Annotated in this window: 26 protein-coding genes; 18 read left to right on the top strand and 8 right to left on the bottom strand. The window is 67.8% G+C overall.

The window, feature by feature from the left end:
• The first annotated feature begins 14 nt into the window (after positions 1-14).
• From E3N94_RS01385 to csrA, 17 genes are all read left to right on the top strand, one after another.
• Entirely contained in the window at positions 15-431 is a 417-nt protein-coding gene (locus E3N94_RS01385) for a flagellar hook capping FlgD N-terminal domain-containing protein (protein WP_104099149.1), read from the top strand.
• A 53-nt stretch (positions 432-484) separates the two neighbouring features.
• Complete coding sequence (locus tag E3N94_RS01380; RefSeq protein ID WP_134569647.1) at positions 485-1,657, top strand: flagellar hook protein FlgE; 1,173 nt, start codon at positions 485-487, stop codon at positions 1,655-1,657.
• A 93-nt stretch (positions 1,658-1,750) separates the two neighbouring features.
• Positions 1,751-2,101, top strand: coding sequence for an HPF/RaiA family ribosome-associated protein (locus E3N94_RS01375; protein ID WP_104099147.1), 351 nt, complete (start codon positions 1,751-1,753; stop codon positions 2,099-2,101).
• Between the two features lie 75 nt (positions 2,102-2,176).
• Positions 2,177-3,772 (top strand): ABC-F family ATP-binding cassette domain-containing protein, encoded by a 1,596-nt coding sequence (locus E3N94_RS01370; RefSeq protein WP_104099146.1) that lies wholly within the window; start codon positions 2,177-2,179, stop codon positions 3,770-3,772.
• Positions 3,773-4,162: 390 nt separating this feature from the next.
• Positions 4,163-4,474, top strand: coding sequence for a flagellar FlbD family protein (locus E3N94_RS01365; protein ID WP_104171347.1), 312 nt, complete (start codon positions 4,163-4,165; stop codon positions 4,472-4,474).
• Positions 4,474-5,322: a MotA/TolQ/ExbB proton channel family protein gene (locus tag E3N94_RS01360; protein WP_134372847.1), complete on the top strand. Its 849-nt coding sequence runs from the start codon at positions 4,474-4,476 to the stop codon at positions 5,320-5,322. The genes E3N94_RS01365 and E3N94_RS01360 overlap by 1 nt, the downstream gene beginning before the upstream one ends.
• Positions 5,319-6,254, top strand: coding sequence for a flagellar motor protein MotB (locus tag E3N94_RS01355; protein ID WP_134372850.1), 936 nt, complete (start codon positions 5,319-5,321; stop codon positions 6,252-6,254). The genes E3N94_RS01360 and E3N94_RS01355 overlap by 4 nt, the downstream gene beginning before the upstream one ends.
• 70 nt (positions 6,255-6,324) lie before the next feature.
• Positions 6,325-7,203, top strand: a complete 879-nt coding sequence (locus tag E3N94_RS01350) for a flagellar motor switch protein FliM (RefSeq protein WP_241980646.1) — start codon at positions 6,325-6,327, stop codon at positions 7,201-7,203.
• On the top strand, positions 7,200-7,904 hold the full coding sequence (fliN, locus tag E3N94_RS01345; RefSeq protein ID WP_104099304.1) for a flagellar motor switch protein FliN: 705 nt from the start codon (positions 7,200-7,202) through the stop codon (positions 7,902-7,904). Before E3N94_RS01350 ends, fliN begins: the two co-directional genes overlap by 4 nt.
• Positions 7,905-8,444 carry a flagellar biosynthetic protein FliO gene (locus tag E3N94_RS01340; RefSeq protein ID WP_134372856.1) on the top strand — a complete coding sequence of 180 codons (540 nt, stop codon included), beginning with the start codon at positions 7,905-7,907 and terminating at the stop codon, positions 8,442-8,444.
• A 50-nt stretch (positions 8,445-8,494) separates the two neighbouring features.
• Entirely contained in the window at positions 8,495-9,289 is a 795-nt protein-coding gene (fliP, locus tag E3N94_RS01335) for a flagellar type III secretion system pore protein FliP (RefSeq protein WP_174722128.1), read from the top strand.
• Entirely contained in the window at positions 9,289-9,564 is a 276-nt protein-coding gene (fliQ, locus tag E3N94_RS01330) for a flagellar biosynthesis protein FliQ (RefSeq protein ID WP_104099307.1), read from the top strand. Before fliP ends, fliQ begins: the two co-directional genes overlap by 1 nt.
• Positions 9,564-10,322 carry a flagellar biosynthetic protein FliR gene (locus E3N94_RS01325; RefSeq protein WP_104099308.1) on the top strand — a complete coding sequence of 253 codons (759 nt, stop codon included), beginning with the start codon at positions 9,564-9,566 and terminating at the stop codon, positions 10,320-10,322. The genes fliQ and E3N94_RS01325 overlap by 1 nt, the downstream gene beginning before the upstream one ends.
• Positions 10,323-11,447, top strand: a complete 1,125-nt coding sequence (locus E3N94_RS01320; protein ID WP_104099309.1) for an EscU/YscU/HrcU family type III secretion system export apparatus switch protein — start codon at positions 10,323-10,325, stop codon at positions 11,445-11,447. It abuts the gene before it with no gap.
• Entirely contained in the window at positions 11,444-13,495 is a 2,052-nt protein-coding gene (locus E3N94_RS01315; protein WP_104099310.1) for a flagellar biosynthesis protein FlhA, read from the top strand. The genes E3N94_RS01320 and E3N94_RS01315 overlap by 4 nt, the downstream gene beginning before the upstream one ends.
• Complete coding sequence (locus E3N94_RS01310; RefSeq protein ID WP_134569646.1) at positions 13,470-14,507, top strand: hypothetical protein; 1,038 nt, start codon at positions 13,470-13,472, stop codon at positions 14,505-14,507. The genes E3N94_RS01315 and E3N94_RS01310 overlap by 26 nt, the downstream gene beginning before the upstream one ends.
• A gap of 9 nt (positions 14,508-14,516) precedes the next feature.
• A complete protein-coding gene (csrA, locus tag E3N94_RS01305) occupies positions 14,517-14,777 on the top strand; it encodes a carbon storage regulator CsrA (RefSeq protein ID WP_104099312.1) in 261 nt (86 codons plus the stop codon).
• A gap of 73 nt (positions 14,778-14,850) precedes the next feature.
• Here the strand turns inward: csrA and E3N94_RS01300 are convergent, their stop codons facing one another.
• The 8 genes from E3N94_RS01300 to E3N94_RS01265 form a co-directional block, all read right to left on the bottom strand.
• Positions 14,851-15,351 (bottom strand): hypothetical protein, encoded by a 501-nt coding sequence (locus E3N94_RS01300; protein WP_206750946.1) that lies wholly within the window; start codon positions 15,349-15,351, stop codon positions 14,851-14,853.
• On the bottom strand, positions 15,342-15,824 hold the full coding sequence (locus tag E3N94_RS01295; protein ID WP_134569644.1) for a DUF222 domain-containing protein: 483 nt from the start codon (positions 15,822-15,824) through the stop codon (positions 15,342-15,344). The genes E3N94_RS01300 and E3N94_RS01295 overlap by 10 nt, the downstream gene beginning before the upstream one ends.
• 75 nt (positions 15,825-15,899) lie before the next feature.
• The gene (locus E3N94_RS01290) at positions 15,900-16,151 is read right to left on the bottom strand and encodes a hypothetical protein (RefSeq protein WP_134569643.1); all 252 of its coding nucleotides are present in this window, start codon (positions 16,149-16,151) and stop codon (positions 15,900-15,902) included.
• Positions 16,152-16,510: 359 nt separating this feature from the next.
• Positions 16,511-17,581, bottom strand: coding sequence for a glycosidase (locus tag E3N94_RS01285; RefSeq protein WP_104099315.1), 1,071 nt, complete (start codon positions 17,579-17,581; stop codon positions 16,511-16,513).
• A 2-nt stretch (positions 17,582-17,583) separates the two neighbouring features.
• Complete coding sequence (locus tag E3N94_RS01280) at positions 17,584-18,417, bottom strand: carbohydrate ABC transporter permease (RefSeq protein WP_104099316.1); 834 nt, start codon at positions 18,415-18,417, stop codon at positions 17,584-17,586.
• Positions 18,414-19,370, bottom strand: a complete 957-nt coding sequence (locus tag E3N94_RS01275; RefSeq protein WP_104099317.1) for a sugar ABC transporter permease — start codon at positions 19,368-19,370, stop codon at positions 18,414-18,416. Before E3N94_RS01275 ends, E3N94_RS01280 begins: the two co-directional genes overlap by 4 nt.
• Positions 19,371-19,373: 3 nt before the next feature.
• Positions 19,374-20,660, bottom strand: a complete 1,287-nt coding sequence (locus tag E3N94_RS01270; RefSeq protein ID WP_104099318.1) for an extracellular solute-binding protein — start codon at positions 20,658-20,660, stop codon at positions 19,374-19,376.
• Positions 20,661-20,740: 80 nt separating this feature from the next.
• A complete protein-coding gene (locus E3N94_RS01265) occupies positions 20,741-21,841 on the bottom strand; it encodes a LacI family DNA-binding transcriptional regulator (protein WP_241987030.1) in 1,101 nt (366 codons plus the stop codon).
• 146 nt (positions 21,842-21,987) lie between these two features.
• Here E3N94_RS01265 and E3N94_RS01260 point away from each other — a divergent pair, with 146 nt between their 5' ends.
• Entirely contained in the window at positions 21,988-23,427 is a 1,440-nt protein-coding gene (locus tag E3N94_RS01260) for a lipase maturation factor family protein (protein WP_104099320.1), read from the top strand.
• Positions 23,428-23,821: the final 394 nt, after the last annotated feature.

Genomic DNA, 23,821 nt, shown 5'->3' with positions numbered 1-23,821 from the left:
CCGCCCCGGCCGGGATGTACTCGACCGCCCCCGTGCGCGCCCCGAAACAGACCCTGGATTCCGAGGCGTTCATGTCGTTGCTGGTCACTCAGCTGCGCAACCAGGATCCCAGTTCGCCCATGGACACCAACCAGATGATCTCTCAGACCACGCAGCTGGCCATGATGGAGAAGCTCGCGGCGCTCTCAACGACCGCCGACGAGAACTTCTCCCTGCAGATGCGCGTCGCCGCAGCGGCCCTGGTCGGACAGGACGTCACCTTCACGCGGGCCGACGGCACCGTGGGCACCGGTACCGCCTCGAGCGTCTCCTACGCCGGGGCCGTTCCCCAGGTCACCGTCGACGGGACCCTCGTCGCCCTCGACCTGGTGACCGGCGTCACCTCGGGCGCGAGCGCCGCCGCCGGCACCACTCCCGGCCTCTCCGCCTGACCCACACCTCACATCCGTTCTCGTTCTCGTTTCCCACCGAAAGGCAGCACCCCATGCTTCGCTCCCTGTACTCCGGCATCTCCGGCCTTCGCTCGCACCAGACCATGCTCGACGTCACCGGCAACAACATCGCCAACGTCAACACCACCGCGTTCAAGGCGTCGGCCGTACAGTTCCAGGACACCCTTTCGCAGCTGAAGCAGGGTGCGGGTGGCCCCCAGGAGCAGGTGGGCGGCACGAACCCGGCCCAGGTCGGGCTCGGCGTGCAGGTGGCCGGGATCGCCACGAACTTCTCCCAGGGCTCCGCGCAGTCCACCGGGCGGGCCACCGACATGGCGATCTCCGGCGACGGGTTCTTCGTCACCCAACTGGCCGGCGAGACGCTCTATAGCCGTGCGGGTGCCTTCGACTTTGACGCCGAGGGTCGCCTGGTCTCCCCGGACGGTGCGATCGTGCAAGGCTGGAACGGCGCCAACGGGCAGATCAACGAGGGTGGCCCGGTGGGCAACATCATCCTGCCGCTGCAGGCCATGATCCCGGCGAAGGCAACCGGTGGCGTCACCATGGTCGGAAACCTGCCGGCGGATGCGGCGGCAGGCTCCGCCATCGTGCGCGACGTCAAGGTCTACGACGCGCTGGGTGCCGCCCGTACCCTTTCGGTCACCTTCGCGCGTACGACCACCGGCTGGACCGCGAGCGGCACCGACGCAGTGGGTACCGGCTCCACGGCCTTGACCCTCGACGCAGAAGGTGTGCTCACGGCAACCGGTCCGTTCATCGTGAACGACGTCAAGGTGAATCTGACCGCCCTGACCGGGCAGGCTGGCCTGAGCACGGCCACGATCAGCAGCCAGGACGGTTCCACGGCGGGTTCCCTCCAGTCCTTCACCCTCGGCAAGGACGGAACCCTGGTGGGCCTGTTCAGCAACGGCAGCCAGACAGCCATCGCCCGCATCGCCCTGGCCACCTTCACCAACCCGAGCGGCCTCGAGAAGTCCGGTTCCTCGGCCTACCGCGCCACCTTCAACTCGGGCCAGGCGGCTCTCGGCGCCCCCGGTGACGGCGGCCTCGGCTCGCTCAGCGGCGGCACCCTCGAAATGTCCAACGTCGACCTGTCGCAGGAGTTCACCAACCTGATCGTCGCCCAGCGCGGCTTCCAGGCGAATGCGCGCATCATCACCACCTCCGACGAGGTGCTTCAGGAGCTCACCAACCTGAAGCGGTAGCGCCTACGCCGATAACCGGCGTCGGCGGGTCGTCAGGCCGCACATTTTTGCGCGCCATACTGGAATAACCGACGTTTCAACTGAGGAGCAAAGATGCAAATCCTGGTCAACACCGACAACAACATCGCGGGCACGGACGCAGTCGTGGCGGAGGTGGAGTCCTCGGTCGAAACTGTTCTGGCCCGGTTCAGCTCCCGGTTGACGCGGGTCGAGGTCCACCTCAGCGACGAGAGCGCAGGCAGGGCGACGACCGAGGACATCCGTTGCCTGCTCGAGGTGCGTCCCGCCGGGGGCAACCCCCTCGCGGCAACCGACCATTCCTCCACGATGACCGGGGCCGTCAGCGGTGCGCTGCACAAGCTGGCCAGCGTGCTCGAGACCACGTTCGGTCGCATGGACGACCACAAGGGCGCATCCGCCATGGGTGACGACCACACGCCCTGAACCGCCTGCCTGACACGGTAAAGTTGGCCGTCCGCCTCGCCCGGGGGCTGAACCGAACCCGAGAGGACGGCCACAGTGAGCCTGATCAGGCTGAACGACGTCAGCATCCGTTTCGAGAACACCCAGATTCTGCGTGAGGCCTTCTTCCGACTGGAACCAGGCGACCGGGTTGGACTGATCGGCCGCAACGGGTCAGGTAAGTCGACGATTCTCAAGCTGGTCCTCGGCCAGGTGAGCGCGGATGCCGGCACCGTCACCCTCGAGGCCGGCACCCGGGTGGGCTACTTCTCCCAGTTCTCCGAACTGAACGGCGAATCCACGATCACCGAGGTGCTCGACGGCTTGTTCGCCCCGATCAAGGCCCTCGAGGCCGAGCTCGCGTCGATCGACGCCCGGATCGCGGCGGATTCTGCGCAGAGCGCCGAACTCGACCGGCTGATCCACCGCCAGGCCGAGCTGTTCGAAGACATGGACCGCCTCGATGGTTGGGACTACCCGCGGCGTATCGACGCCGCGCTGACCACCCTCGGGTTCGACGAGGCCCACCGCGTCTGCGCCATCGATTTGCTTTCCGGCGGTTGGCGCAACCGGGCGGCGCTGGCGAAGATCCTGCTCGAGCGGCCCGACGTGCTGCTCCTGGACGAACCAACCAACTACCTGGACGTCGCCGGCGTCGAGTGGCTCGAGGCCTGGTTCCGCTCATTCCGCGGTGCGGCCATCATCGTCTCGCACGATCGCCGGTTCCTTGACGGGGTCGTCACCCGCATCATTGAGGTCGAGAACTACCACCTGCACGAGTACCCCGGCAACTTCGGCGACTACGTGGTGCAGAAGCAGTTTCGCCTGAAAACCCTCGAGCTGCAGTTCCTGCACGAGTCGGAACTGCTCGCTTTCGAGGCGGAGGGGATCAGCGACCGCCGCGAGGCCGCAAAGGCTGCCAGCCGCACCCTCGACAGCCAACTCGCGCACATCAAGAAGACCCGCAGCCCGCGGCCCGTCGACACGATCATCACCGAGATCTACGGCGGGCTGCACGTGAAGGACTCGCTCTGCCGCATCGAGTCGCTCAGCAAGTCCTACGGCGAGAAGGCGCTGTTCACCGACCTCACCTTCGAGATCCGGCGCGGCAACCGCATCGTGGTCCTGGGCTCCAACGGCAGCGGCAAGACCACCCTGCTACGGGTTCTGGCGGGGGAGGAGAAGGCCGATTTCGGCGAGGTGGCCTGGGCCTCCGGCGCCGCCGTGGTCTCCTACAACCAGGTGCTCGACGGCCTTGACGACGATGACACCGTCAGCCACTCCGTGAACGCGATGCCGGGCAGTCTCGCCTTCACAGCGACCCGCAAGTCGGTCAACCGGTTCCTCGCGATGTTTCAATTCTCCGAGGCCGACCTCAAGCAGAAGATCGGCAACCTCTCCGGTGGGCAGCGGGCCCGCGTCGCCATGGCACAGTGCTTGCTGTCGGGGGCCGCTGTGCTCCTGCTCGACGAACCGACGAACCACCTCGACCTGGCCAGCACCCAGGTGATGGAGCGCGCCCTCATCCACTTTCCGGGGGCCGTGGTGGTGGTCAGCCACGACCGGTTCTTCACCGACAAGATCGCCACCCGACACCTGATCTTCGGCAGCGATGCGGCCGCGCCCGGCGAGATCCTGGTGCGCGCGGCGTAACCAATTCGACGGAGTTTTTCGCGACAGAGCGCGGTTTTCTCGTCTTTGAGTGCGTTTTGGGCAGAATCTCCGTCGAATCAGTTCGATGGAGATTCTGGCTCCCCACACTCTTCCGCGTGTGCCGCCCCGGCGGTGCCCGTGTGTGCGGCCAACTCAGGACATCCGGCGACCGGGTTGACCGTCCGCCGCGGACCTGTGCGGAAGCAGACCGGATTTCCGGCTCGGCCAGACGGATCTCCTGAGTTGGCCACAATCGGCGACGGATGTGGTCGTGCGGCTTTCCAGGTCAGGTCACGGGCTCGATGCGGCCGGCAGCTAACGCGCCCGGCCGGGCGGCCGACAGTGAGGCGTAACGGTTGCTGGAACCGTTCTGAACCCGGGGTGGACATCATGATCGTTGTGACGCGGCTGAATAACAGCCAGTTCGCGATCAACCCGGACCTGATCGAGCGCATTCACGCGAGCCCTGACACGACGCTGGTCATGGTCGACGGCGCCAAGTTCATCGTCACGGAGACCCTCGACGACGTCATCGAGAAGATCGCCCGGTTCCGGGCCCATGTGATCTCGCTGGCCTACCTGACGCCGGATGCCGACTACCGGCCGGGCATCCGTTCGCTCGAAATCGTCGAGGGGCCGCACGCGATCGAGGAAATCATCGAACCGGGCAGCACTGTTCCCGCCCGCCCGCGGAGGCTCTGATGGATCCGGCAACCCTGGTCGGAATCGCCATCGCCTTCGGCTCACTTTTCGCCATGATCACCCTCGAAGGCAGCAGCCTGCACTCGATCCTTCTGCCGGCACCGATGATTCTCGTGTTCGGCGCCACCATCGCGGTCGGCATCGCCGGCGGCACGATCAGGGACGCGATCTCCGCGTTCAAAGCCGTGCCCGCCGCCTTCATCGGCAAGACCACCCCGCCGCAGCAGGTCATCGACCAGGTCGTCGGCTTGGCCGAGAAGGCGCGCAGTTCCGGTCTGCTCGCCCTCGAGCAGGAGGCTGACAACGTCGCCGACCCGTTCCTGCGTGGTGCCCTGCAGAACATCGCCGACGGCACCGACGGCGATGAACTGCGCATCCTGCTGGAAGACGAGCTCGCGACCGCTACCAAGGAGAGCCGCAACGCTGCCAAGTTCTTCACCAGCCTCGGCGGCTACGCGCCCACGGTCGGCATCATCGGAACCGTCGTCTCGCTCACGCACGTGCTTGAGAACCTCGACACCCCGTCCACCCTCGGCCCGATGATCGCGGCCGCGTTCGTCGCGACCCTGTGGGGCCTGCTCACGGCCAACTTCCTCTGGCTGCCGATCGGCAGCCGGCTCAAGCGCCTCAGCGACATCGAAGTCGAACGGATGACCCTGCTCCTGGAGGGTGCGCTGGCCGTGCAGGCAGGCAGCCAGCCTCGGCTCCTCGGCGAGAGACTGCGCGCCATGGTGCCCGCGCCGGCCTCCGCCAGGGCAGGTAAACCAGGCAAACCAGGCAAACCGGGCAAACCCGGCAAGGGCCCCAAGGCGGACAAGGCGGACACGTCCCTGCCGAAGGCCGCATGAGCGGGCACGGACGCGGGCACGGCCGCAGGCGGGGCCTCGAGGAGGAGCACGTCGAGCACGTCGACGAGCGGTGGATGGCGTCGTACATGGATATGGTCACCGTGCTGATGTGCATGTTCATCGTGCTGTTCGCGATGTCTTCCGTCGACCAGGAGAAGTTTCTGCAGCTGAAGAACTCGCTCGCGACCGGGTTCGGGGCCACCGACGTCGGTAAGGTCGACACGGCCAAGGGCGTGGTCGTGACCAAGGACAAGGTCGCCCAGTCCGAGGTGACCGGGTTCACCGACATCGACCTCGCGGCGGCAGAGGTCACGGACCTCACCGCGGTGAGGGACGCCCTGCAGGCCGCAGTGGATGCCCAGGGCGTGGCCCAGGAGGTGCAGTTCACCATTGACGACCGCGGCCTGGTCATCGGGCTGATCGGCTCCGAGGCGTTTTTCGAACCCAACCTCGCCAACCTGAGCCGCCAAGCCGTGCAGGTCCTCGACGCCGTGGCGCCGATCCTCTCCGCCAACACCCGCGAGGTGAAAGTGGAGGGCCACGCCGACCGGCACGGCGTCACCACCAACTACCCCACCGACTGGGAGCTATCCGCCGGCCGGGCGACCGCCGTACTCCGCCGCCTGGTCGAGTTCGGCGGCGTGGGTCAGGAACGGGTCTCCGCCGTCGGCTACGGCTCGGCCCGGCCGGTCGCGGAGGGAGCCGATCTGGCGGCCCAGGCGCAGAACCGACGGGTCGACGTGGTGCTCCTCTCCAGCCAGCCGGAGGCGGTGCGCACGCTGATCCCCGACATCGTCTCGGGTTTCACCGCCGCCGGCACGGAACCTGCTGAAGACACGGGAACCACGGAAACCGTGAATACCACGGAAAAGACGAAAACCACGAAGACCGCGGGAACCGACGTCGACAAAGACGCGGAAAAAGCACACTGAGCTGCTAACCATCCGTTTGCCCTGACCGATAGTCCTCACCGTGACGGTCCAGGAACAAGCAGTGATTGGTGTGCCCGCTTCGGCGAAGCGCACGGTCGAGGTGTACGACTTTCGTCGCCCGACAACGCTCGCCCGCGAGCACTCCCGGGTGCTCGAACTCGCCTTCGAAACCTTCGCGCGCCAGTGGGGCACCCAGCTCACCGCCAAGGTGCGCGTCATGTCCCAGGTGAAATGCGACCACGTGCTCATGCGCACCTACGACGAATACGCGTCGTCGCTGCCTGCCACGACCGCCATGGTGCTCTGCCCGGTGAGTGGCATCCCCGCGAAAGCCGTCGTGCAGTTCCCGACCTCCGCGGCCCTGTCCTGGGTGAGCCACATGCTGGGCGGAACCGCGGTCACCATGCCGCCGGAACGGGCGTTCACCCAGATCGAGCTGGCCCTGGTGCGCCGGCTCATGGACGACGCCCTCGAGGACCTGCGTTACTCGCTGGGTTCCCTGCTCGTGCACACGATCACCGTCGGCGGCATCCAGTACAACTCCCAGTTCGCCCAGGCCGCGGCCACCGCCGACCTGATGATCGTCGCCAGCTTCACGATGCGCATCGGCGACGCATCCTGCGCCGCCACGGTCGCCCTTCCGGCGGAGGCACTGTTGCCTCAACTCGTCGAGTCGGCTCCGGAGACCGGAAGTGCCGACCCGGCCGAGCTGCTGCGCGGCCAGCTGGCCCAGGTTCCGGTGGATGTCTCCTTGCAGCTGACGCCCGCGCTGGTTCTGCCCAGCGTCGTGCTGGGTCTTGCCGTGAATGATGTGCTGCCCCTTCCGCACCCCCAGCACCGCCCGCTCGACGTGGTCGTCGACGGCCACACGCTCGCCCGCGCCGCCGTCGGTTCCAACGGCTCCCGACTGGCCTGCATCGTCATCGACACCGAGGAGTCCACCCCATGACCGTCATCCCCATCGCCGTGCAGACGGCGGCCGTCGAGGCCCTGCTGGACGTGCTCCCCACCGTGACGCGGCTCCGGGCCGAGTCCTGCTCCGGTGCCGCCCTCGCCGGCCGGCTCGGCACCGCCGCGGTCGCCTCCTTCGTCGGCGTCACCTCCGCGGATCTCGCCGTCGTGCTTGCGGACCCGGCCGCCCTCGACTCCGCGTCCGGCCTCGATTCCTCGCTGATCTCCCGTCAGGACGTGCTGCGCCCGGCGTTGGAGAGCGCGTCCGGCGTCTTCGGGATCGGGGTCCTGGGGGACACCCGGTCCGACGACGCCACGGCCCTGTTCGCGGATCCTGCCACCAGCGTCTTCGAGCTGTCCGGCGACGGCCAGATCACCGGCTGGTTCGCCGTGCGGCTGCGTGACAACGGCGTCTCCAACGGTGCGGCCAGGTCCAGCCAGTCCGTGTCCGGCAAGCTCGGCCGGATCAACAGTGTGCAGATGTCGTTGACCGTGGAAATCGGGCGTACCCGCATGTCGGTGCGCGACGTGCTCTCGCTCGAACCGGGTGCCGTCATCGAACTCGACCGGTCCGCCGGGGCTCCCGCGGACATCCTGCTCAACGGCCGGCTGATCGCGCACGGCGAGATCGTGGTCGTCGACCAGGACTACGCGGTGCGGATCACCCAGATCCTCGATGTGGCCGAGAGCCTGACCTAGGTGGAAACCACCCTGGTCGCGCTCCGGGTGGCGCTGTCCCTGGCCGCCGTGCTGGGGCTGCTCTGGGTGCTCCAGCGCAAGCTGACGAAGGGCTCCCTCGGTGGCCGCACCCCGAACCTGGTCACCGTGGTGGGCCGGCAGGGCGTCGGCCAGAAGGCATCCGTCGTCGTCGTCGACATCGAGGGCCGCCGGTTCGTGCTCGGCGTGACCGAGCAGTCGGTCAGCGTGCTGCACGACGGTCAGGCACCGACGGATGCCGCGGCGCCCCTCCCGGCGCCCCTCCCGGCGCCCCTCCCGGTGCCCCTCACCGCTACCCTTCCCGGACGCCGCGCGCACCACGCCGCGGCCGACTTCGCCCGCGAGCTCGACCAGGCAACGCACGCCGCGCACGCCGGCGCCACTCACGACGGCGAGGAACTCACGCCGCCGCTCATCCTCCGGCGGCGCCGGGACCGCGCCATTCCGGGCCGGATCGGCGGGTCGATCCTGTCTCCCGCCACCTGGCAGCAGACCGCTGCCGCCCTCCGGCAGGGCCGGTGACACTCGCGGCCGTGCGCCCGGATCGAAGCCGGGACATCGCCCGGTACCTGATGATGGCGGCCCTCGTGCTCGTGATCGTCGTGGCGTTCGTGCTGCTCGTGGCGCCGGCGGGCCATGCCGCCCCGACCGATCCGGTCACGCCGACCGACCCGGTCACCCCGACGGAACCGGGCGGCGGCGGGCTCAACGTGCAGATCAACGGCCCGAACGGCGAACCGTCCTCGGCGATCGTGACCCTGATCGGGATCACCCTGCTGTCGGTCGCGCCGGCCCTGCTGCTGATGATGACCAGCTTCACGAAGATCTTCGTTGTGCTCGCGATGACCCGCAACGCGCTCGCGCTGCCGTCGATCCCGCCGAACCAGGTGCTGGCCGGCCTGGCCCTGTTCCTGTCGCTGTTCATCATGTCGCCCATCCTCACCGACATCAACGACGGCGCCCTGCAGCCGTACCTGAACGGCACCATGTCCTTCGACGACGCCGTCACACTCGGCTCGAAGCCGCTACGCACGTTCATGCTCGCGCACACCCGGGAGGAGGACCTCGCCCTGATGACCCGGGCCGCAGATCAGCCGAACCCGGAGACCCGCGAGGCCGTGTCGCTGCTCACGCTGATCCCGGCGTTCATGATCTCCGAGCTGCGTGCCGCGTTCATCATCGGGTTCGTCATCTTCGTGCCGTTCCTGGTGATCGACCTCGTCGTGTCCGCGGCGCTGATGTCGATGGGCATGATGATGCTGCCGCCGGTGATGATCTCGCTGCCGTTCAAGATCCTCCTGTTCGTACTCGTCGACGGCTGGGGTCTGATCATCACGACCCTCGTCTCCAGTTACCGGGGTGGCTGATGGACACCAACGCCGTCCTCGACATCGGACTGCAGGGCATCCTGATCGCCGGCAAACTGTCCGCGCCGATCCTGATCACCGCCCTGGTCGTCGGTTTCGCCATTTCCCTGCTGCAGTCGATCACCCAGATCCAGGAGGTGACGCTGTCGTTCGTGCCCAAGGCCATCGCCGTGGCTGTGGCGCTGATCATCTCCGGGCACTGGATGATCTCCGAGATGGTGTCCTTCACGGAGATGCTCTTCGCCAAGATCCCCGGCCTCATCGGTGGCGGCTGATGAACATCACCCTTGACTTCGCCTGGATCGAAGCCACCATGCTCGCGGGCGTGCGGATGGTGGCGTTCCTCATCGTGGCGCCGCCGTTCTCCTACAACGCGTTCCCCCTGCGGATCAAGGGCATGCTCGCCCTCGGCCTGGCCCTGGCGGTTTCGCCTCGGGTCACGCCGGGCTGGGTCTCGCCCGACACCGGCGGTTTCTTCGCCGCCCTGCTCCTCGAGATCGTGGTCGGCGGCCTGCTCGGCTTCCTCGTGCTCGTGGTCTTCTCCGCCATCCAGTCCGCCGGCAACCTGATCGACATGTTCGGCGGCTTCCAGCTCGCTCAGGGCTTCGACCCGCAGGCCATGGTCAACGGTGCCCAGTTCACGCGGCTGTACCAGATGACCGCGCTGGCGCTCCTATTCGCCTCGGGCGGCTATCAGCTGATCCTTGGCGGCATCACGCGTACGTTCGCGGCCCTGCCGATCGGGGGCGGCATCGACCTCGCGGTGCCGATGCAGACCATCACAGTCGCGGTCGGCCAAATGCTGCTCTCCGCCGTGCAGATCGCCGGACCGCTGATCGTCGTCCTGTTCCTCGCCGACGTCGGCCTCGGCCTGCTCACCCGGGTGGCCCCGGCCCTCAACGCGTTCGCGCTCGGGTTCCCGCTCAAGATTTTGATCACGTTCACGCTGGGCGCCGCCGGGTTCGTGGCCCTGCCGCGCATCGTCGCGTCGCTGACCGACGACGCCGTCGCCACCATGCTGGGGGTGAGATAGCTGTCCGACTCCGGTGAGAAGACCGAACAAGCCACCGACAAACGGATGCGCGAGGTGCGGTCCAAGGGCCAGCTCTCCAAGTCCCAGGACCTGACCGCGTGGATCGGCATCGGCGCGGCCGCCGCCATGGCCCCCGTCACCATCGGTCTGGCCGCGGACGCCGGAACCGACCAGATGATCCGTATTCGCAGCCTGGTCGCCAACCCGCAGCCGGACCTCGCCGTGCAGATGCTGGTGGACTCGCTGGCCTCGATGGGAACCATCCTCACCCCGATGCTCGCGACGGTCTTCGTGGTCGTCCTCGTGGGCGCTGTGGCGCAGGGCGGCGTGCACTTCAAGAAGGTCGCCGGAAAATACGAGCAGTTCAACCTGGTGACCGGCCTCGGTCGCACCTTCGGCGGCCAGGCCGTCTGGCAGGGCGTCACGGCGCTGCTCAAGACCATCGCCGTGGGTCTCGTGCTGGTGCTCGTGGTGCAGGGGCTCGCTCCCATCCTGATGACGGCCGGGGGACTGCCCGTCTCCGTGCTGATCGGAGCGGCCAGTGACGGCGCGACCGCTCTTGTGCAGTCGGCTGTCATCGCCGGCCTGGTACTCGCCGCCGCGGATGTGTTCGTCGTGATGAAGCGCAACCGCAAGCGCACCCGCATGACGAAGAAGGAAGTCACTGATGAGAACAAGAGTTCCGAGGGTGACCCGATGGTGAAGTCGCAGCGCCGGGCCCGGCAGCTCGCCATGAGTCGCAACCGCATGATCGCCGCCGTCGCCACGTCCGACGTCGTGCTGGTCAACCCCACCCACTTCGCCGTCGCTCTCCGCTACGAGCCGGGCAAGTCCGCCCCCCGGGTCGTGGCCACGGGAGCGGGAGTGATCGCGGCGCGCATCCGGGAACAGGCGGAGACCGACCGGGTCCCCATCGTGCGGGACATCCCGCTCACCCGTGCACTGCACAGCGCCTGCCAGCTGGGTGACGAGATCCCGGTGGAGCTCTACAACGCCGTCGCGCAGGTGCTCGCCTTCGTGCTCGCGCTGAAGTCTCGCGGCTCTGGAGCCGGCGAACGCACCGGCCGCGGTTCCCGCGTGCACACCCTCAACGATCGTGTCCTGACGGCCGGAGGCCACCGATGAACAGCAATCTCGCCAAACTCGCGGTGCCGGTCGGGGTTGTCGGTATCATCCTGCTGCTCGTCGTGCCGGTGCCCGCCGTGCTGCTCGACGTGCTGATCATCGTCAACATCCTCCTGGCGCTGGTCACACTGCTGACCACGATGTTTGTCAAAAAGCCCCTCGATTTCTCCGTTTTCCCGTCGCTGTTGCTCGTCGCGACCCTGTTCCGGCTGGGCCTGAACGTGGCCTCGACCCGGCTCGTGCTCAGCGACGGCTACGCCGGGCAGGTGATTGCCGCGTTCGGCGACGTCGCCGTGGGCGGGTCGCTCATCATCGGCGCTGTGATCTTCCTGATCCTCGTCGTGATCCAATTCGTGGTGGTCACCAAGGGTGCCGAACGCGTCGCCGAAGTCGGTGCGCGGTTCACCCTCGACGCCATGCCCGGCAAACAGATGGCCATCGACGCCGACCTGAATGCCGGCCTGATCACCGACGTGCAGGCCAGGGAACGCCGGGCCGAGGTCTCCGCCGAGGCGGACTTTTACGGTGCCATGGACGGCGCGTCGAAATTCGTCAAGGGTGACGCGATCGCCGGCATCGTCATCATCATCATCAACCTGGTCGGCGGCATCGCGATCGGCATGATTTCGCTCGGACTATCCGTCACCGAGGCCATGAGCACCTACTCCCTGCTCACCATCGGCGACGGCCTCGTGACGCAGATCCCGGCCCTGCTGATGGCGGTCTCGACCGGCATGATCGTGACCCGCTCCAACGCGGAGTCCGACATCGGCGAGGCAGCCTCCGGCCAGCTCACCCAGTCCCGCAACGCACTGATGATCGCGGGCTGCGCGGCCCTCCTGATGGCCCTGATCCCGGGCATGCCGATCATCCCGTTCGTGGTGATCGGGCTGGGTCTGATCCTCTTCGCCCGCCGGATCAAGGCAGGGGAGAGCCGCGACCAGGCGGGCCGGGATGCCGGTGTCGCCGCCGAGGCGATGGCGCCCCGCTCTGACACACCAGAAGACCTGATCGAAACCATGCGGGTGCACGCCCTGGAGATCCTGCTGGCCCCTGACCTCGTCGACCTTGTCTCCGGAGCCCAGGACGACCTCCTGGCTCGCGTGCGTGCCCTGCGCCGCAAGGTTGCCATCGACCTCGGCGTGGTGGTGCCGCCCGTGCGCACCCGCGACAGCATGGACCTGCCCTCCTCCACCTATTCGATCCGGATCGCCGGCGTGGAGGCCGGCCGCGGGGTCGCCCCGGCCGGCAAGGTGCTCGCCCTCGGCGACGCCCTCGACTCGTTGCCGGGCCAGGCCACGGTGGAGCCCGTGTTCGGCCTCACCGGCAAGTGGGTGCCCAGCGAGATGCGGCACAGCGCGGAGATGACCGGGGCCACGGTCATCGACCGGGTGTCGGTGCTCATCACCCACCTGTCCTCGATCATCACCGGCAACGCGGCGAGGCTCCTCACCCGCGAGGACGTGCGGGTGCTCACCGAGGGGGTGCGGCTGGTCAATCCGTCCGCCGTGGAGGATCTGATCCCCGGACTGCTCTCCCTCGCCGAGGTGCAGCGCGTGCTGCAGGGTCTGCTCGCGGAGCAGATCCCGATCAACGACCTGCCCCGCATCTACGAGTCCCTCTCCCTGCGCGCCAAGGTGTCGAATGACCCGGAGGGCCTGATCGAGACGGCCCGTCAGGCGCTGGGCCCGGCTCTCACAGCGCAGTATCTCGACGACGGGCTGCTCCGGGTGATCATGATCGAGCCTGCCTTGGAGCAGTCCATGCTCGAGGGGATGCGTCCCTCCGACCAGGGCACCCAGATCATGTTGGAGCCGAACCGGGTCGACGCCATTCTCGGGTCGCTGAAGGAGGCGCTGGGCAACGTGGAAGCGGCCGGACTCTCCGCGGTGCTGGTCTGCGCGCCGGCGCTGCGCCCGGCCATCCGTCGACTAGTGTCGGCGCAGTCCGGCGGTATCTCCGTGCTGTCCTATCAGGAGGTCACCTCGGCGAACGTGGCCATCGAAACGGTGGGAGTGGTACGTGGAACCGAGTCGATTTCAGCTTGAGGGTTCATCCCTCCAGGAGCTGAAGGCACGCATCCTCGCCGAGCACGGTGCGGATGCGCGCATCGTGGCCGCCGAACGGGTCACCGTCGGCGGCATCAAGGGCTTCTTCGCCCGCCGGCACATCGAGGTCACGGTCGAGGTGCCGGAGCGGCGGCGGCGCGCGGCCCACTCCCGACTCGACGTGCAGGCCCGGCTCGGCATCGCCGCGCTTCTCGACGATGCCGACGCGGCGGAAGCGGGTTTTCCCCGGGCCGCGGCACCCGTCTCCTCCCCGCCCCTGTCGACCGCGACGGACGGCTTCGCCCGCCTGATGGACGAACTCACCTTCGCCACCCAGGAACCCATCCCGCCGGTGCTGCCCACTCCCGCGCCGCCCACCCCCGCCCCGGCGGCCGCCCAGGGGGGCGGCAGGCGCAGGGACGCCCGGCTGAGAGAGAGCGAGCAGGCGGCCGCCGAAGCGGCGGTGCCGCGGCCGCTCCCGGGTGTCGGAAACCTCGTTCTCGTCGTCGGGTGGCAGGATGCCGCGGTGCGGATTGCGCGGGAGCTGGCCGTGGCGCATGGTTCGGCTGAGGTCCTCGTGGCCGGCGCGATCGACGTCGGAGCGCCTGCCGCGGCCGGGCTCGCGCGCATCCTCGACCGGCGCACGGCGCTGGAGGCACGGGCCAGGGGAGTCAAGCTCGGACAGACCGGAATTCTGGCCTTCGGTCTGGGTGCCGACCCGGCCACGGCGGACATCTACGCCGCATTGGTGGCCGCGCTCGGTGCCGAGCAGGTCTGGCTGGTCGTCGATGCCGGCCGCAAGCCCGCAGACACCGCCCGGTGGGCGGCTGAGGTTGCCCAGAGCGTGCACGTCGACGCGATCGCGGTGACGGGCTATGGCGACACCGTCTCGCCTGAGACCGTCGATGAGCTGCAGATCCCCATCGGTTGGGTCGACGGCGCCCCCGCCGAGGCCAGCACCGTGGCCGGAATGCGGCGACGGCTCGCGGGCCGGCCCGACCGGTCAAGCTAGGCTGGACGAGTGCTGGTTCTAACACGCAAACAGGGGGAGAAGATCCTCATCGGTGACGACATCGTCATCACCGTTCTCGACGTGCGCGGTGACAGCATCCGGATCGGCGTCGACGCTCCCCGGGGCGTGCGCATCCAGCGGGACGAGGTGCTCCGCGCCGTGACCGAGGCGAACATCGCGGCGAGTCTCGCGGGTCAGGGTGACGACGACGCCGAGGCCCGCCTCAAGGCCACCCTCGCCCTCCTTCCCACCGCGCCGCCCGCCGAATAGCACGCCCCGCCGCGCCCCGCCGCCGCCCCCCCCGGTGGTCGAGCCTGTCAAGACCCGGGACGAGAGCCGCGCCCTACAGCCCCACCGCCTTGCTCGGCAGTGCGATCAGTGTCTGTTCCGGGTCGTTCTCCACCGGTGGCCGCAGCCAGTGTTGCGTTCCGGTGCGGGTGATCTTCCAGTGCTGGTTGTGTAGCAGTAGGTGGTGCGGGTGGCAGAGCAGTACTCCGTCGGCGAGGTTGGTGTCTCCGCTGTCGGTGAGCCAGTCGTTGATGTGGTGGGCTTCGGTCCAGGCTGGTGATCGGTCGCAGTCGACCCACCGGCATCCGCCGTCGCGCACTCCCATCGCGGCGCGTTGTTTCTCGGTGAAGAGTCGTTCGTCACGGCCGACGTTGATGATTTGGCCGATGTCGTCGAACTTGGTGCCGCGGGTGCCGGTGTCGCAGAGCACCCGGTCGATGGTTTCCTGCGAGATGGGGACCGGGTTGCCTTCGATCTGCCCGTGAGCGGCGGGTTCGGCGGCACCCGGCTCGGCGGGTTCGGCTGTGAGGGCTTTCTCGGTCACGATCACGCGCACCGCCGGGCAGCGTCCGCGTTGACCTGCTCGGTGCTGCGCGGGTCGTCCTGCTTTTTTTGGGCCCAGACGGCGCGTTCCGGGTCGACGAAGCGCACTCCGCCGCGGCGGGGGCTGGTGATGGAGTCGAAGGTGGAGAGCACGAACTCGCCGTCTTCGGGGGCGAAGAGCCCGTTCAGGCGCACGTTGCCGTTGCTCAGCCGGTAGGTCTTCAGGTAGCGGTCGTCGTGGGCCTGCTTCTCGCGGGCGGTGATGCCGGCCTGATCGAGCCGGTCGCGCATCCGGCGGGCCCGTTTGAAGACCTCGTCGGCATTCAGTGACGGTGCCTCGGTGAGGAGCGCCGCGAGGGCCACCCGGAGCTTCTCCGCGGTGACTGCCGCGTCGATCTGGCCGAGCCCGGCCCGGATCGCCTCGGCCGCGTCAACCGAGAGCGTGCCGGCGGTGACGCCCCGGGCGATCGGCGCCTGCCAGGGCACCCTCGCGGTGAACGCCGCGACGTCGACAGCATCGGCGTCGGCGTCGGCGTCGGGCGTCGAGAGCGTCGAGAGTGCCTATTCGACCAGCTTGTCGGCCGCCTTGGTGTCGGCCATCATCGTGCCGACCGCGACGAGCTTGTACGCGTCACCTTTGGATGAGCCGGTCCAGTTCTGGATCAGGGCCTCGGGCGAGAGGAACCCCTGCTGCGCGGCCAGCCCCGAGTGGCCGAGTTCCGGGCGGGACCGGCGGGCGATGGTTGCGGCCATCAACGCGGCATAGGTGTCGAGCAGACGGCGCGCGCAGGCGATCCGCTTCTGACCGGCCAAAGCCTCGGCGTCGGGAAGAGCCGCGAGGTCGGCGCTCGAGGAGCCCAGCAGGGCGACGGCGTCGGCCGCCTGCCTGAGGTCATCCGCGAGTTCGTCATGTTATGAGGATAACTTAAGGAGCACACGTAGTCGAGTGTCACTCATCTTTTGTGGATAAAAGTTTCGTATCTTTGTTCAACCGCCCGGCTGTTTGGCCGCGCGGCGCCACCGATGATCGTTTGCAGCGTCAGCGGTGAGCCTGCTTCCACACCCTGCGCCACGAAAGCCGAAGGCGGCCTCCCGGGGATGAGCCCCGCCGAGACCGCCATCAACGGACAAGCGCTCAAGCGCTCAACACGCCAGCGCCAGCACCTGAGCCCCTACGAGCCCACGCGATCCAGGCGCGCCACGCCGATCTTCGAGTCGGCCATGCCGTAGAACACGAACAGCTGCCCCGCGATCTCCTCGATCGCGGTCGGAAACACCACGTTCGGCACGATGCCGCTGATCTCATCGGGCGTCTCCGCCTTGAGCAGCGGCTCCGACGTGCGCTTCAGCACGATGGTCGGGTCGTCCGCGTCGAGAATCATCGCTCCGGCCGAGTAGTTCACCTTCTGCTGCTGCGAGAACGCGCCGTCGATGGTTCCGGTGACGCCGTGGTGCATCAGCAGCCAGCCCTCCGGCACCCGCAACGGGGCAGGGCCGCCGCCGATCTTCAGCTCTTCGAACGCGAACTCCGGCCCGGCCAGGAAACGGTGGCCGCTCCAGAAGGTGAGCTTCGAGATGTCGGCGAGCACATCCGCGACCGGCAGATAGCTGATCCAGATGCTCTGCCGGGTGTCGGTGACGCCGGCGGGAACACGGATGCCCTCACCCGGCTTGACCTCGCCCAGATCCCACATCGGGCGGTGCAGCACGGCGAAGCACTCGACTCCATTCGGGCCGGCGACCGGCTCCGGGAAGAACACGGTGTCTTTGTTGTGGAACAGGTTCAGGTCCATGTCCAGCGTGTCGTCGAAGGCGAACAGCGCCGGACCGAGCCGGCGCCACTCGCGCAGGTCCGAGGACACGGCAACGGCCGTGCGCGGGCCGAGGGGGCCGTAGGCGACGTAGGTCATCACGTGTAGGCCGAGCCGGGGAACGAAGGTGATCCTGGGATCTTCCACTCCGGCGTTGTTCGCGCCGCGCTCCCAGCCGCGGTCCGGTGCAAGAACGACACCCTCGCGTTCGACGCCCGTGGGTACGCCGTCGGTGATGATGACCTTTGCGAGTCCGACGCGGGAGACGTTTCCGGTGGCGACCAGTCGGGGGAGCAGATACAGAGTTCCGTCGGCAGAGTGCCCCGTGCCGGGGTTCAGCACCCCCTCGGCCTCGAGGTCGTTGCCCGCTTCGGGCGTCATGATGACGCCCATTCGGGTCAGGGTGTAGGGGAATTCAGTGGGGTTGGGCATTTCTAACCTTTCACGCCGGAGCCGATATTGTTCGACACGAAGTGCCGTTGGAAGAGGAGGAACAGGATCACAGCAGGGGCGGCCAGGACGCAGGCCCCGGCGAGAACCGCCCCGAACGGGTTCGCCGCTGTGGCGGCGATATTGCTCAGGTAGTTGGCGAGTGACACGGCGAGAGGCTGGAGGGACGCTTCCTTGGTGATCAGGAACGGCCAGAGGAATTCGTTCCACGGTCCGATGAAGGTCAGCAGCACGACGGTCAGCAGGGCCGGCCGCACCAGAGGCAGGGCGATCCGCCGCAGGATCCGCAGTTCGCCGGCGCCGTCGATGCGGGCGGCATCGAACAGATCCTTCGGAATCTGCAGGAAGTACTGCCGGAAGATGATCACGGCAGTCGAGTTGATGGCGAACGGCAGGATCATGCCCAGATAGTTGTCGGCCAGTCCGTAGTCCCGGGCGATCATCACGTAGAGCGGGATCATCAGCAGCTGGAACGGCACGACCTGCACGAGCAGTGCGAGAGCGAAGGTGACACCGCGTCCGCGCCACTGCAGCTGGGCGAGGGCGTAGCCCACTAGAACACCGAAAACCACGGTGAAGAGAATGACGCCACCCGTGAAGATCCCCGAGTTGAGCAGCCCCTGCAGCAGGTTGATCCGGCTGTTGATGTCACCGTAGTTGTCGAGCGTCAGGTTGGCGGGGTTCGGGAATGCGCCGGCGACAGTCGGGTCCGGTTCCTTCTGGAGCGAGCCGATGACCATGTAGTAGAAGGGGAACAGGAACACAAGCGCCCCGACCGTGAGCACCACACCCCGCAGGATGTTCTGCCCGCGGCTCATGATTCGTCACCGCCTGCAAGCTTGCGCTGGATGAACGCGAGGATGAGAACTCCGATCACGAGGATGACGCCGATCGCGGCCGCCGTGTCGGGCGACCCCTGTTCGATCCCGCGCTGGTACATCATCAGCACGGGTGACGAGGATGCCCCGTTCGGGCCGCCGCCGCCGGTGAGCAGGTACGGCTCCGTGAAGAGGTTGGCGCCGGTGACCGTCGAGAGCAGCAGCACGAGCACAGTCGCCGGGCGTACGCCCGGCACGGTGACCGAGAAGAAACTTCGGATCCTGCCCGCGCCATCCGTTGAAGCGGCCTCGTACAGTTCCTCCGACACGTTCTGCAGGGCGGCCAGGTAGAGCAGAATGAAGAATCCGAGGCCCTTCCAGGTCACGAAGATCGCGATGGTGGGCATGGCCCAGTCCTCGTTGATCAGCCACGCCGGATCGGGCGCGAGCGGCCCGAGAATCTGGTTCACGAGGCCGTTGCCGCTGAACAGGAAGATCCAGACGCCGACGACGGCGACGCTCGCGGTCACGTAGGGCACGTAGTAGGCGACGCGCAGGAAGGTGCGGAACCGCACGGCCTTGTTCAAGGCGGTGGCGAGCATGAGCGAGAGGATGACCGTCAACGGCACGTTGATCAGCAGGAAGACTCCCACGTTGCCGAAGGAACGGATGATGGCCGGGTCGGCCAGCACTTCCCGAAAATTGTCCAGGCCGACGAATGGCCGGTCCACAGCGGCGCCGGGTGCTGCGAAGAAGTAGTCGTGGAACGACATCCAGAAGGCGAAGACCAGCGGGTAGGCGAAGACGGCCAGAACGAAGATGAGGTAGGGGGCGCTGAGCAGGAGCCCGAATGGGTTCTTGCCCAGAAGGGGGTGTTTGCGGCGGCGGGGGCCCCCGCCGGGAGGAGTTGTGCTCCTCCCGGCGACGGTCCGACTCGCGGTTGACTGGGACATCCGTTACGGCTTGGAGATCAGGGTTTTGATCTTCTCGGCGGCGGAGTCGAGGGCGGCGGGGATCTCACCCTCGCCGGTGATGACCGACTTCGTGTACGCGTCGCGGAAGGCCTGCCAGGCGGCGACCGAGCTGGAGACGTTGGGAACCTCGACCATGCGGGATGCCTGGTCGCCGAACTGCTCGTAGGCCGGGTTGGCCGCGAAGTACTCCGGGTACACCGTTGGGAGGTCCTCGCGGAGCGGCATCTGGCCGGTCAGCTCGAGAAGCTGTCCGTCCTGGTCCTCGCTGGTGGCGAATTTCAGCACATCCCAGGCGGTGGCCTGGTTCTCGCAGGCCGTGAACATTCCGACGTTCTTCGCGTCACTGAACGTGTAGGTTTCCTCGGCCGGAGTGCCCTCGCTGGTGGGAACGGGAACCGCACCCCAGTTCACGGCGTCCTTGTACACCGACACGGCCCACGGGCCGACGATGGACATCGCGGCCTGGCCATCGGCGAACGAGTCGCCCTGGTACTGCTCTTTGCCGGCAAGACCCTCGGCGTACAGGGTCTTCCAGAACTCCGCGACCTTCGCGCCGTCCTCGTCGTTGAAGGTGGCCTCACCGTCTTCGATCAACTGCGTGCCACCGGTTTCGGCGGCGTAGAGCGGGTAGAAGTCGAACCAGCTCTGGAAGAACTGACTGGTCGGGGCCGGGTAGATGGCGTTCGGCGCGGCGCCGCTCTCGACGAGGGTGCGCGAGGTGGCGAGGAATTCGTCGTAGGTGGCCAACTGGGGGTTCTCGGCGTCGAGTCCGGCGGCGGTGAACATGTCCTTGTTGTAGAAGATCATGACGGGGTTGGACTTCCACGGCATCTGGAAGTACTTCGCGTCGGCGCCCTGGTACTGCTCGGCCGTGTCGCCGCTGCGTGCCTCGATGTAGGCGGCGCCGTCCTCAAAGCTGGAGAGGTCGACGAGACCACCCTGCTTCTCGAACTGCGGCACCGCGACCGGGGCCGTATTGAATACGAGGCAGGGGGCGTTGCCGGCCGTGATGGCGGCACCGATGACCTCCTCGCTGCTCTTACCCGCCGGGATTTCCTGCGCCTTCACCTTTTCATCCGGGTTCTCGGCGTTCCAGGCCTCCACCATCTGCTTGCCCCAGGCGATCTCGGTTTCGTTGTTCGAGTACCAGATCGTGATCGGCCCGCGGTTGGTGGCCGCGTCACCCGTCGTCCCCCCGGACGCGCAAGCGCTCAGTGCCAGGGCCACTGTGGCGGATGCCGCCGTAACGGTGAGAATCCGCTTGGCCATTCCATTGCTGTGCATGTGGTGCTCCATTTCTCGAAACCCGCAGCAGCCTTGCTGCGGTAAACATGTGTCAGCGCTGTGGGTCAGCCGTGGGGCGGGGCGGTCGACCCGCGCACCACGAGCCGGGCCGCCGGGAGGTCCACGTCGTCCGCCGAGCCGTTCTCCATCAGGGCCAAAAGCGTGCTCGCCGCCGCGCGCCCCCACGCCATCGGTGCTGCGCTGACGGTGGTCAGGGGCGGGTAGACGTAACGGCAGAAGTCGATGTCGTCGTAGCCCGTGATCGAGAGGTCGTCGGGGACCCGCACGCCCAGCTCGTGCGCCATGCCGAGACCGGCGATGGCCATCGGGTCGTTGGCATAGACGATCGCAGTCGGGGGCGTGTCCTGGGTCAGGAGGCGCCGAGTGGCATCTGACCCGGCGCCCACGGAGAAATCGGTCTCGACGGTCTGCCCCTCCGGCAGGCCCGCCTCGCGCAGGGCGGCGGCGAAGGCCGCGCGCCGGCGGCTGCCGTGCAGCAGCGTCGAGCTGCCCGCGACGTGCGCGATGCGGCGGTGGCCGAGGGTGGCGAGGTGAGCGACGGATGCCATCACACCCGGTGTGTCGTCCACGGTCACCGCGGGGAAGGGGCTGGGCCCGTCGGGGCGTCCGAGCGTGACCGCCGGCAGACCCAGCTCGGCGAGGAGCGGGATGCGCGGGTCGCCGTGGCGGAGGTCGCTGAGGAAGACCCCGTCGACGCGCCCGTCGGCCACGAGTGAGCGGTAGGTCTTCAACTCGGTCTCCTCGTCGGGAACGACGCTGAGCACGAGGGCGCGACCTTCCGGGGCAAGGATGCTCTCGACGCCCGCGATGAAGGAGGGAAAGAACGGGTCGGAGGCAAGCACGTCCGGGTTGCGGGCGATCACGAGGCCGAGCGCGTAGGACCGCTGCGTGGAGAGCGACCGGGCGCGGAGGGACGGCTTCCAGCCCAGCTCCTTAGCGATCTGAAGGATGCGCACCCGGGTCTCGGGGGCGACTCCGGGCCGGTTGTTGAGGGCGAAGGAGACGAGGCCCTTGCTGACGCCGGCCCGCTTGGCGACCACCTCGATGGTGACCTTTGGGGGGTTCGCGACCGACTTCGCGGCGGACTTCGTGGTGGACTGAGCGGTGGGCTTCACGGTGGTGGTGGCAGGAATGTTCGCAGGCACGTTTCTGGGCCTCCTCATTGACAGCCGACCCAACCTGAACCGGTTTAGAAAGGCTATACCGGTTTAGTTTCCCCCGTCAAGGGGGCGGCTCCGATTACAGCCGGTCCGATTGAACCCAGGCCGGGGAAGGCCTAGATTGTGCGCAAATGGACTGGTTCGGGGCCGGAGAATACGAGATCGCGCGGCAGGTGCTGCAGCGCGGGGTGGCTGCCTGCTACCTGATCGCCTTCGTTTCGGCCGTCAACCAATTCCCCGCGCTGCTCGGCGACCATGGCCTGCTCCCGGTGGCCCGTTTTGTGGCCCGCGTGAGGTTCAGCGCGTCGCCGAGTATTTTCCACTGGCATTACTCCGACCGGATGCTGCGTTCCCTCGCCTGGTCCGGCGCCGCCGTGGCGGCCACGCTCGTGGCCGGCCTGCCGCAGCTCGGGCCGCCCTGGCTGCCGATGGTCGCTTTCCTCCTGCTCTTCGTGGGCTACCTGTCGATCGTCAACGTCGGCCAATCCTTCTACTCGTTCGGCTGGGAGAGTCTGCTGCTGGAGGCCGGTTTCGTGGTGGCCTTCCTCGGCTCCGAGCAGGTGGCCCCTCCGCTCTTCGTGATCCTGTTCTGCCGCTGGCTGCTCTTCCGGCTGGAATTCGGCGCCGGCCTGATTAAGATCCGCGGCGGCCGGGAGTGGCGAGACCTGACCGCCCTCTATTACCACCATGAAACGCAGCCGATGCCGAACCCGCTCAGTTGGTTCGCACACCATCTGCCCCCGTGGTTCCACCGCGGGGAGGTGATTGGCAACCACTTCGCGCAGCTGGTCGTGCCGTTCTTCCTCTTTGCGCCCCAGCCCGTCGCATCCGTCGCGGCCCTGATCGTGATCCTCAGCCAGTTCTGGCTGGTGCTCACCGGCAACTTCGCCTGGCTGAACTGGATCACCATCGTGCTGGCCTTCTCTGCCGTCGACGACGCCACGCTGCGCGCGGTGCTGCCGTGGCTGCCGGCCGGGGAGGCCGCACCGGATGGCCCGCTCTGGTTCGTGATCGTGGTCAGCCTGGCCACCTCCCTGCTCCTTGTGCTCAGCTACTGGCCGCTTCGCAACCTGGTCGCCCGCCGGCAACTGATGAATGCGAGCTTCAACCGGTACCACCTGGTGAACGCCTACGGTGCGTTCGGCACGGTCACCCGGCAGCGCCACGAGGTGGTCGTCGAGGGCAGCGACGCCGCCGACCCGACTGACGAGACGGGCTGGCGCGCCTACGAATTCCGCGGCAAGCCCGGCGACCCCGAGCACCGGCCCCGCCAGTTCGCGCCGTACCACCTGCGCCTGGACTGGCTGATGTGGTTCCTGGCGCTCGGCGACCCGGGCACCCGCTGGTTCGAGATGTTCCTGGCCCGCCTCCTCGAGGGCGACCGACCCACGCTGCGGATGGTGCGGGTCAACCCGTTCCCGCAGGCCCCGCCCCGCTACGTGCGCGCCCGGGTCTACCGCTACCGCTACTCCACTCCGGACGAACGCCGAGAGACCCGAGAGTGGTGGGTGCGCTCGGAGGTCGGCCTGCTCGTGGCCCCCATCACCCTGGCCTGGAGGTCCCGTGCCTGACGTCGACGTGGTTGGAGCCGGGCCCACGGGCCGGAGGCGGCGCTCGTCCTGGCCCGGACCGGGCTGAGCGTGCACGTCACCGAGCGGGAAAGCCGGCCCGCCGGCGCCCAGCGGACGGAGAAGCTGAGCATCGTCGACGGCATCTTGGAAGACGCCGGTTCCTTGGCTCTACCTGTGCTCGGCCTCCACCCCGCCGGGCCCGGCCGTGCGCGGCATGAACGGCAGGTAGGCCGCCACCCTGGTCGCGCCCGTCTGGCTGCGATTCCACCGTCGTTTCGGCGGAGAGCCAGAACGAGGGGTGAATGTCCGAACCGCACCGCCCGGCTGCACGGGCGGTGATCTGGCACATCCGGCGACACGCGAGCTCGGCCGGGCCTGACCCACGACTGAGCCG

The organism is Cryobacterium sp. Sr3 (assembly GCF_004402835.1).
In the GTDB taxonomy this organism is placed as follows: domain Bacteria; phylum Actinomycetota; class Actinomycetes; order Actinomycetales; family Microbacteriaceae; genus Cryobacterium; species Cryobacterium sandaracinum.
Note: the sequence above shows the minus strand (reverse complement) of the source record. Positions and strands in the feature narration are given on the sequence as shown.

Bases quoted from the DNA above. Each gene is read 5' to 3' on its own strand.
- E3N94_RS01385 (WP_104099149.1), top strand. From the start codon at position 15: ATGTACTCGACCGCCCCCGTGCGCGCCCCGAAACAGACCCTGGATTCC.
- E3N94_RS01380 (WP_134569647.1), top strand. From the start codon at position 485: ATGCTTCGCTCCCTGTACTCCGGCATCTCCGGCCTTCGCTCGCACCAG.
- E3N94_RS01375 (WP_104099147.1), top strand. From the start codon at position 1,751: ATGCAAATCCTGGTCAACACCGACAACAACATCGCGGGCACGGACGCA.
- E3N94_RS01365 (WP_104171347.1), top strand. From the start codon at position 4,163: ATGATCGTTGTGACGCGGCTGAATAACAGCCAGTTCGCGATCAACCCG.
- E3N94_RS01360 (WP_134372847.1), top strand. From the start codon at position 4,474: ATGGATCCGGCAACCCTGGTCGGAATCGCCATCGCCTTCGGCTCACTT.
- E3N94_RS01355 (WP_134372850.1), top strand. From the start codon at position 5,319: ATGAGCGGGCACGGACGCGGGCACGGCCGCAGGCGGGGCCTCGAGGAG.
- fliN (WP_104099304.1), top strand. From the start codon at position 7,200: ATGACCGTCATCCCCATCGCCGTGCAGACGGCGGCCGTCGAGGCCCTG.
- fliP (WP_174722128.1), top strand. From the start codon at position 8,495: ATGATGGCGGCCCTCGTGCTCGTGATCGTCGTGGCGTTCGTGCTGCTC.
- fliQ (WP_104099307.1), top strand. From the start codon at position 9,289: ATGGACACCAACGCCGTCCTCGACATCGGACTGCAGGGCATCCTGATC.
- E3N94_RS01325 (WP_104099308.1), top strand. From the start codon at position 9,564: ATGAACATCACCCTTGACTTCGCCTGGATCGAAGCCACCATGCTCGCG.
- E3N94_RS01315 (WP_104099310.1), top strand. From the start codon at position 11,444: ATGAACAGCAATCTCGCCAAACTCGCGGTGCCGGTCGGGGTTGTCGGT.
- E3N94_RS01285 (WP_104099315.1), bottom strand. From the start codon at position 17,581: ATGCCCAACCCCACTGAATTCCCCTACACCCTGACCCGAATGGGCGTC.
- E3N94_RS01280 (WP_104099316.1), bottom strand. From the start codon at position 18,417: ATGAGCCGCGGGCAGAACATCCTGCGGGGTGTGGTGCTCACGGTCGGG.
- E3N94_RS01275 (WP_104099317.1), bottom strand. From the start codon at position 19,370: ATGTCCCAGTCAACCGCGAGTCGGACCGTCGCCGGGAGGAGCACAACT.
- E3N94_RS01270 (WP_104099318.1), bottom strand. From the start codon at position 20,660: ATGGCCAAGCGGATTCTCACCGTTACGGCGGCATCCGCCACAGTGGCC.
- E3N94_RS01260 (WP_104099320.1), top strand. From the start codon at position 21,988: ATGGACTGGTTCGGGGCCGGAGAATACGAGATCGCGCGGCAGGTGCTG.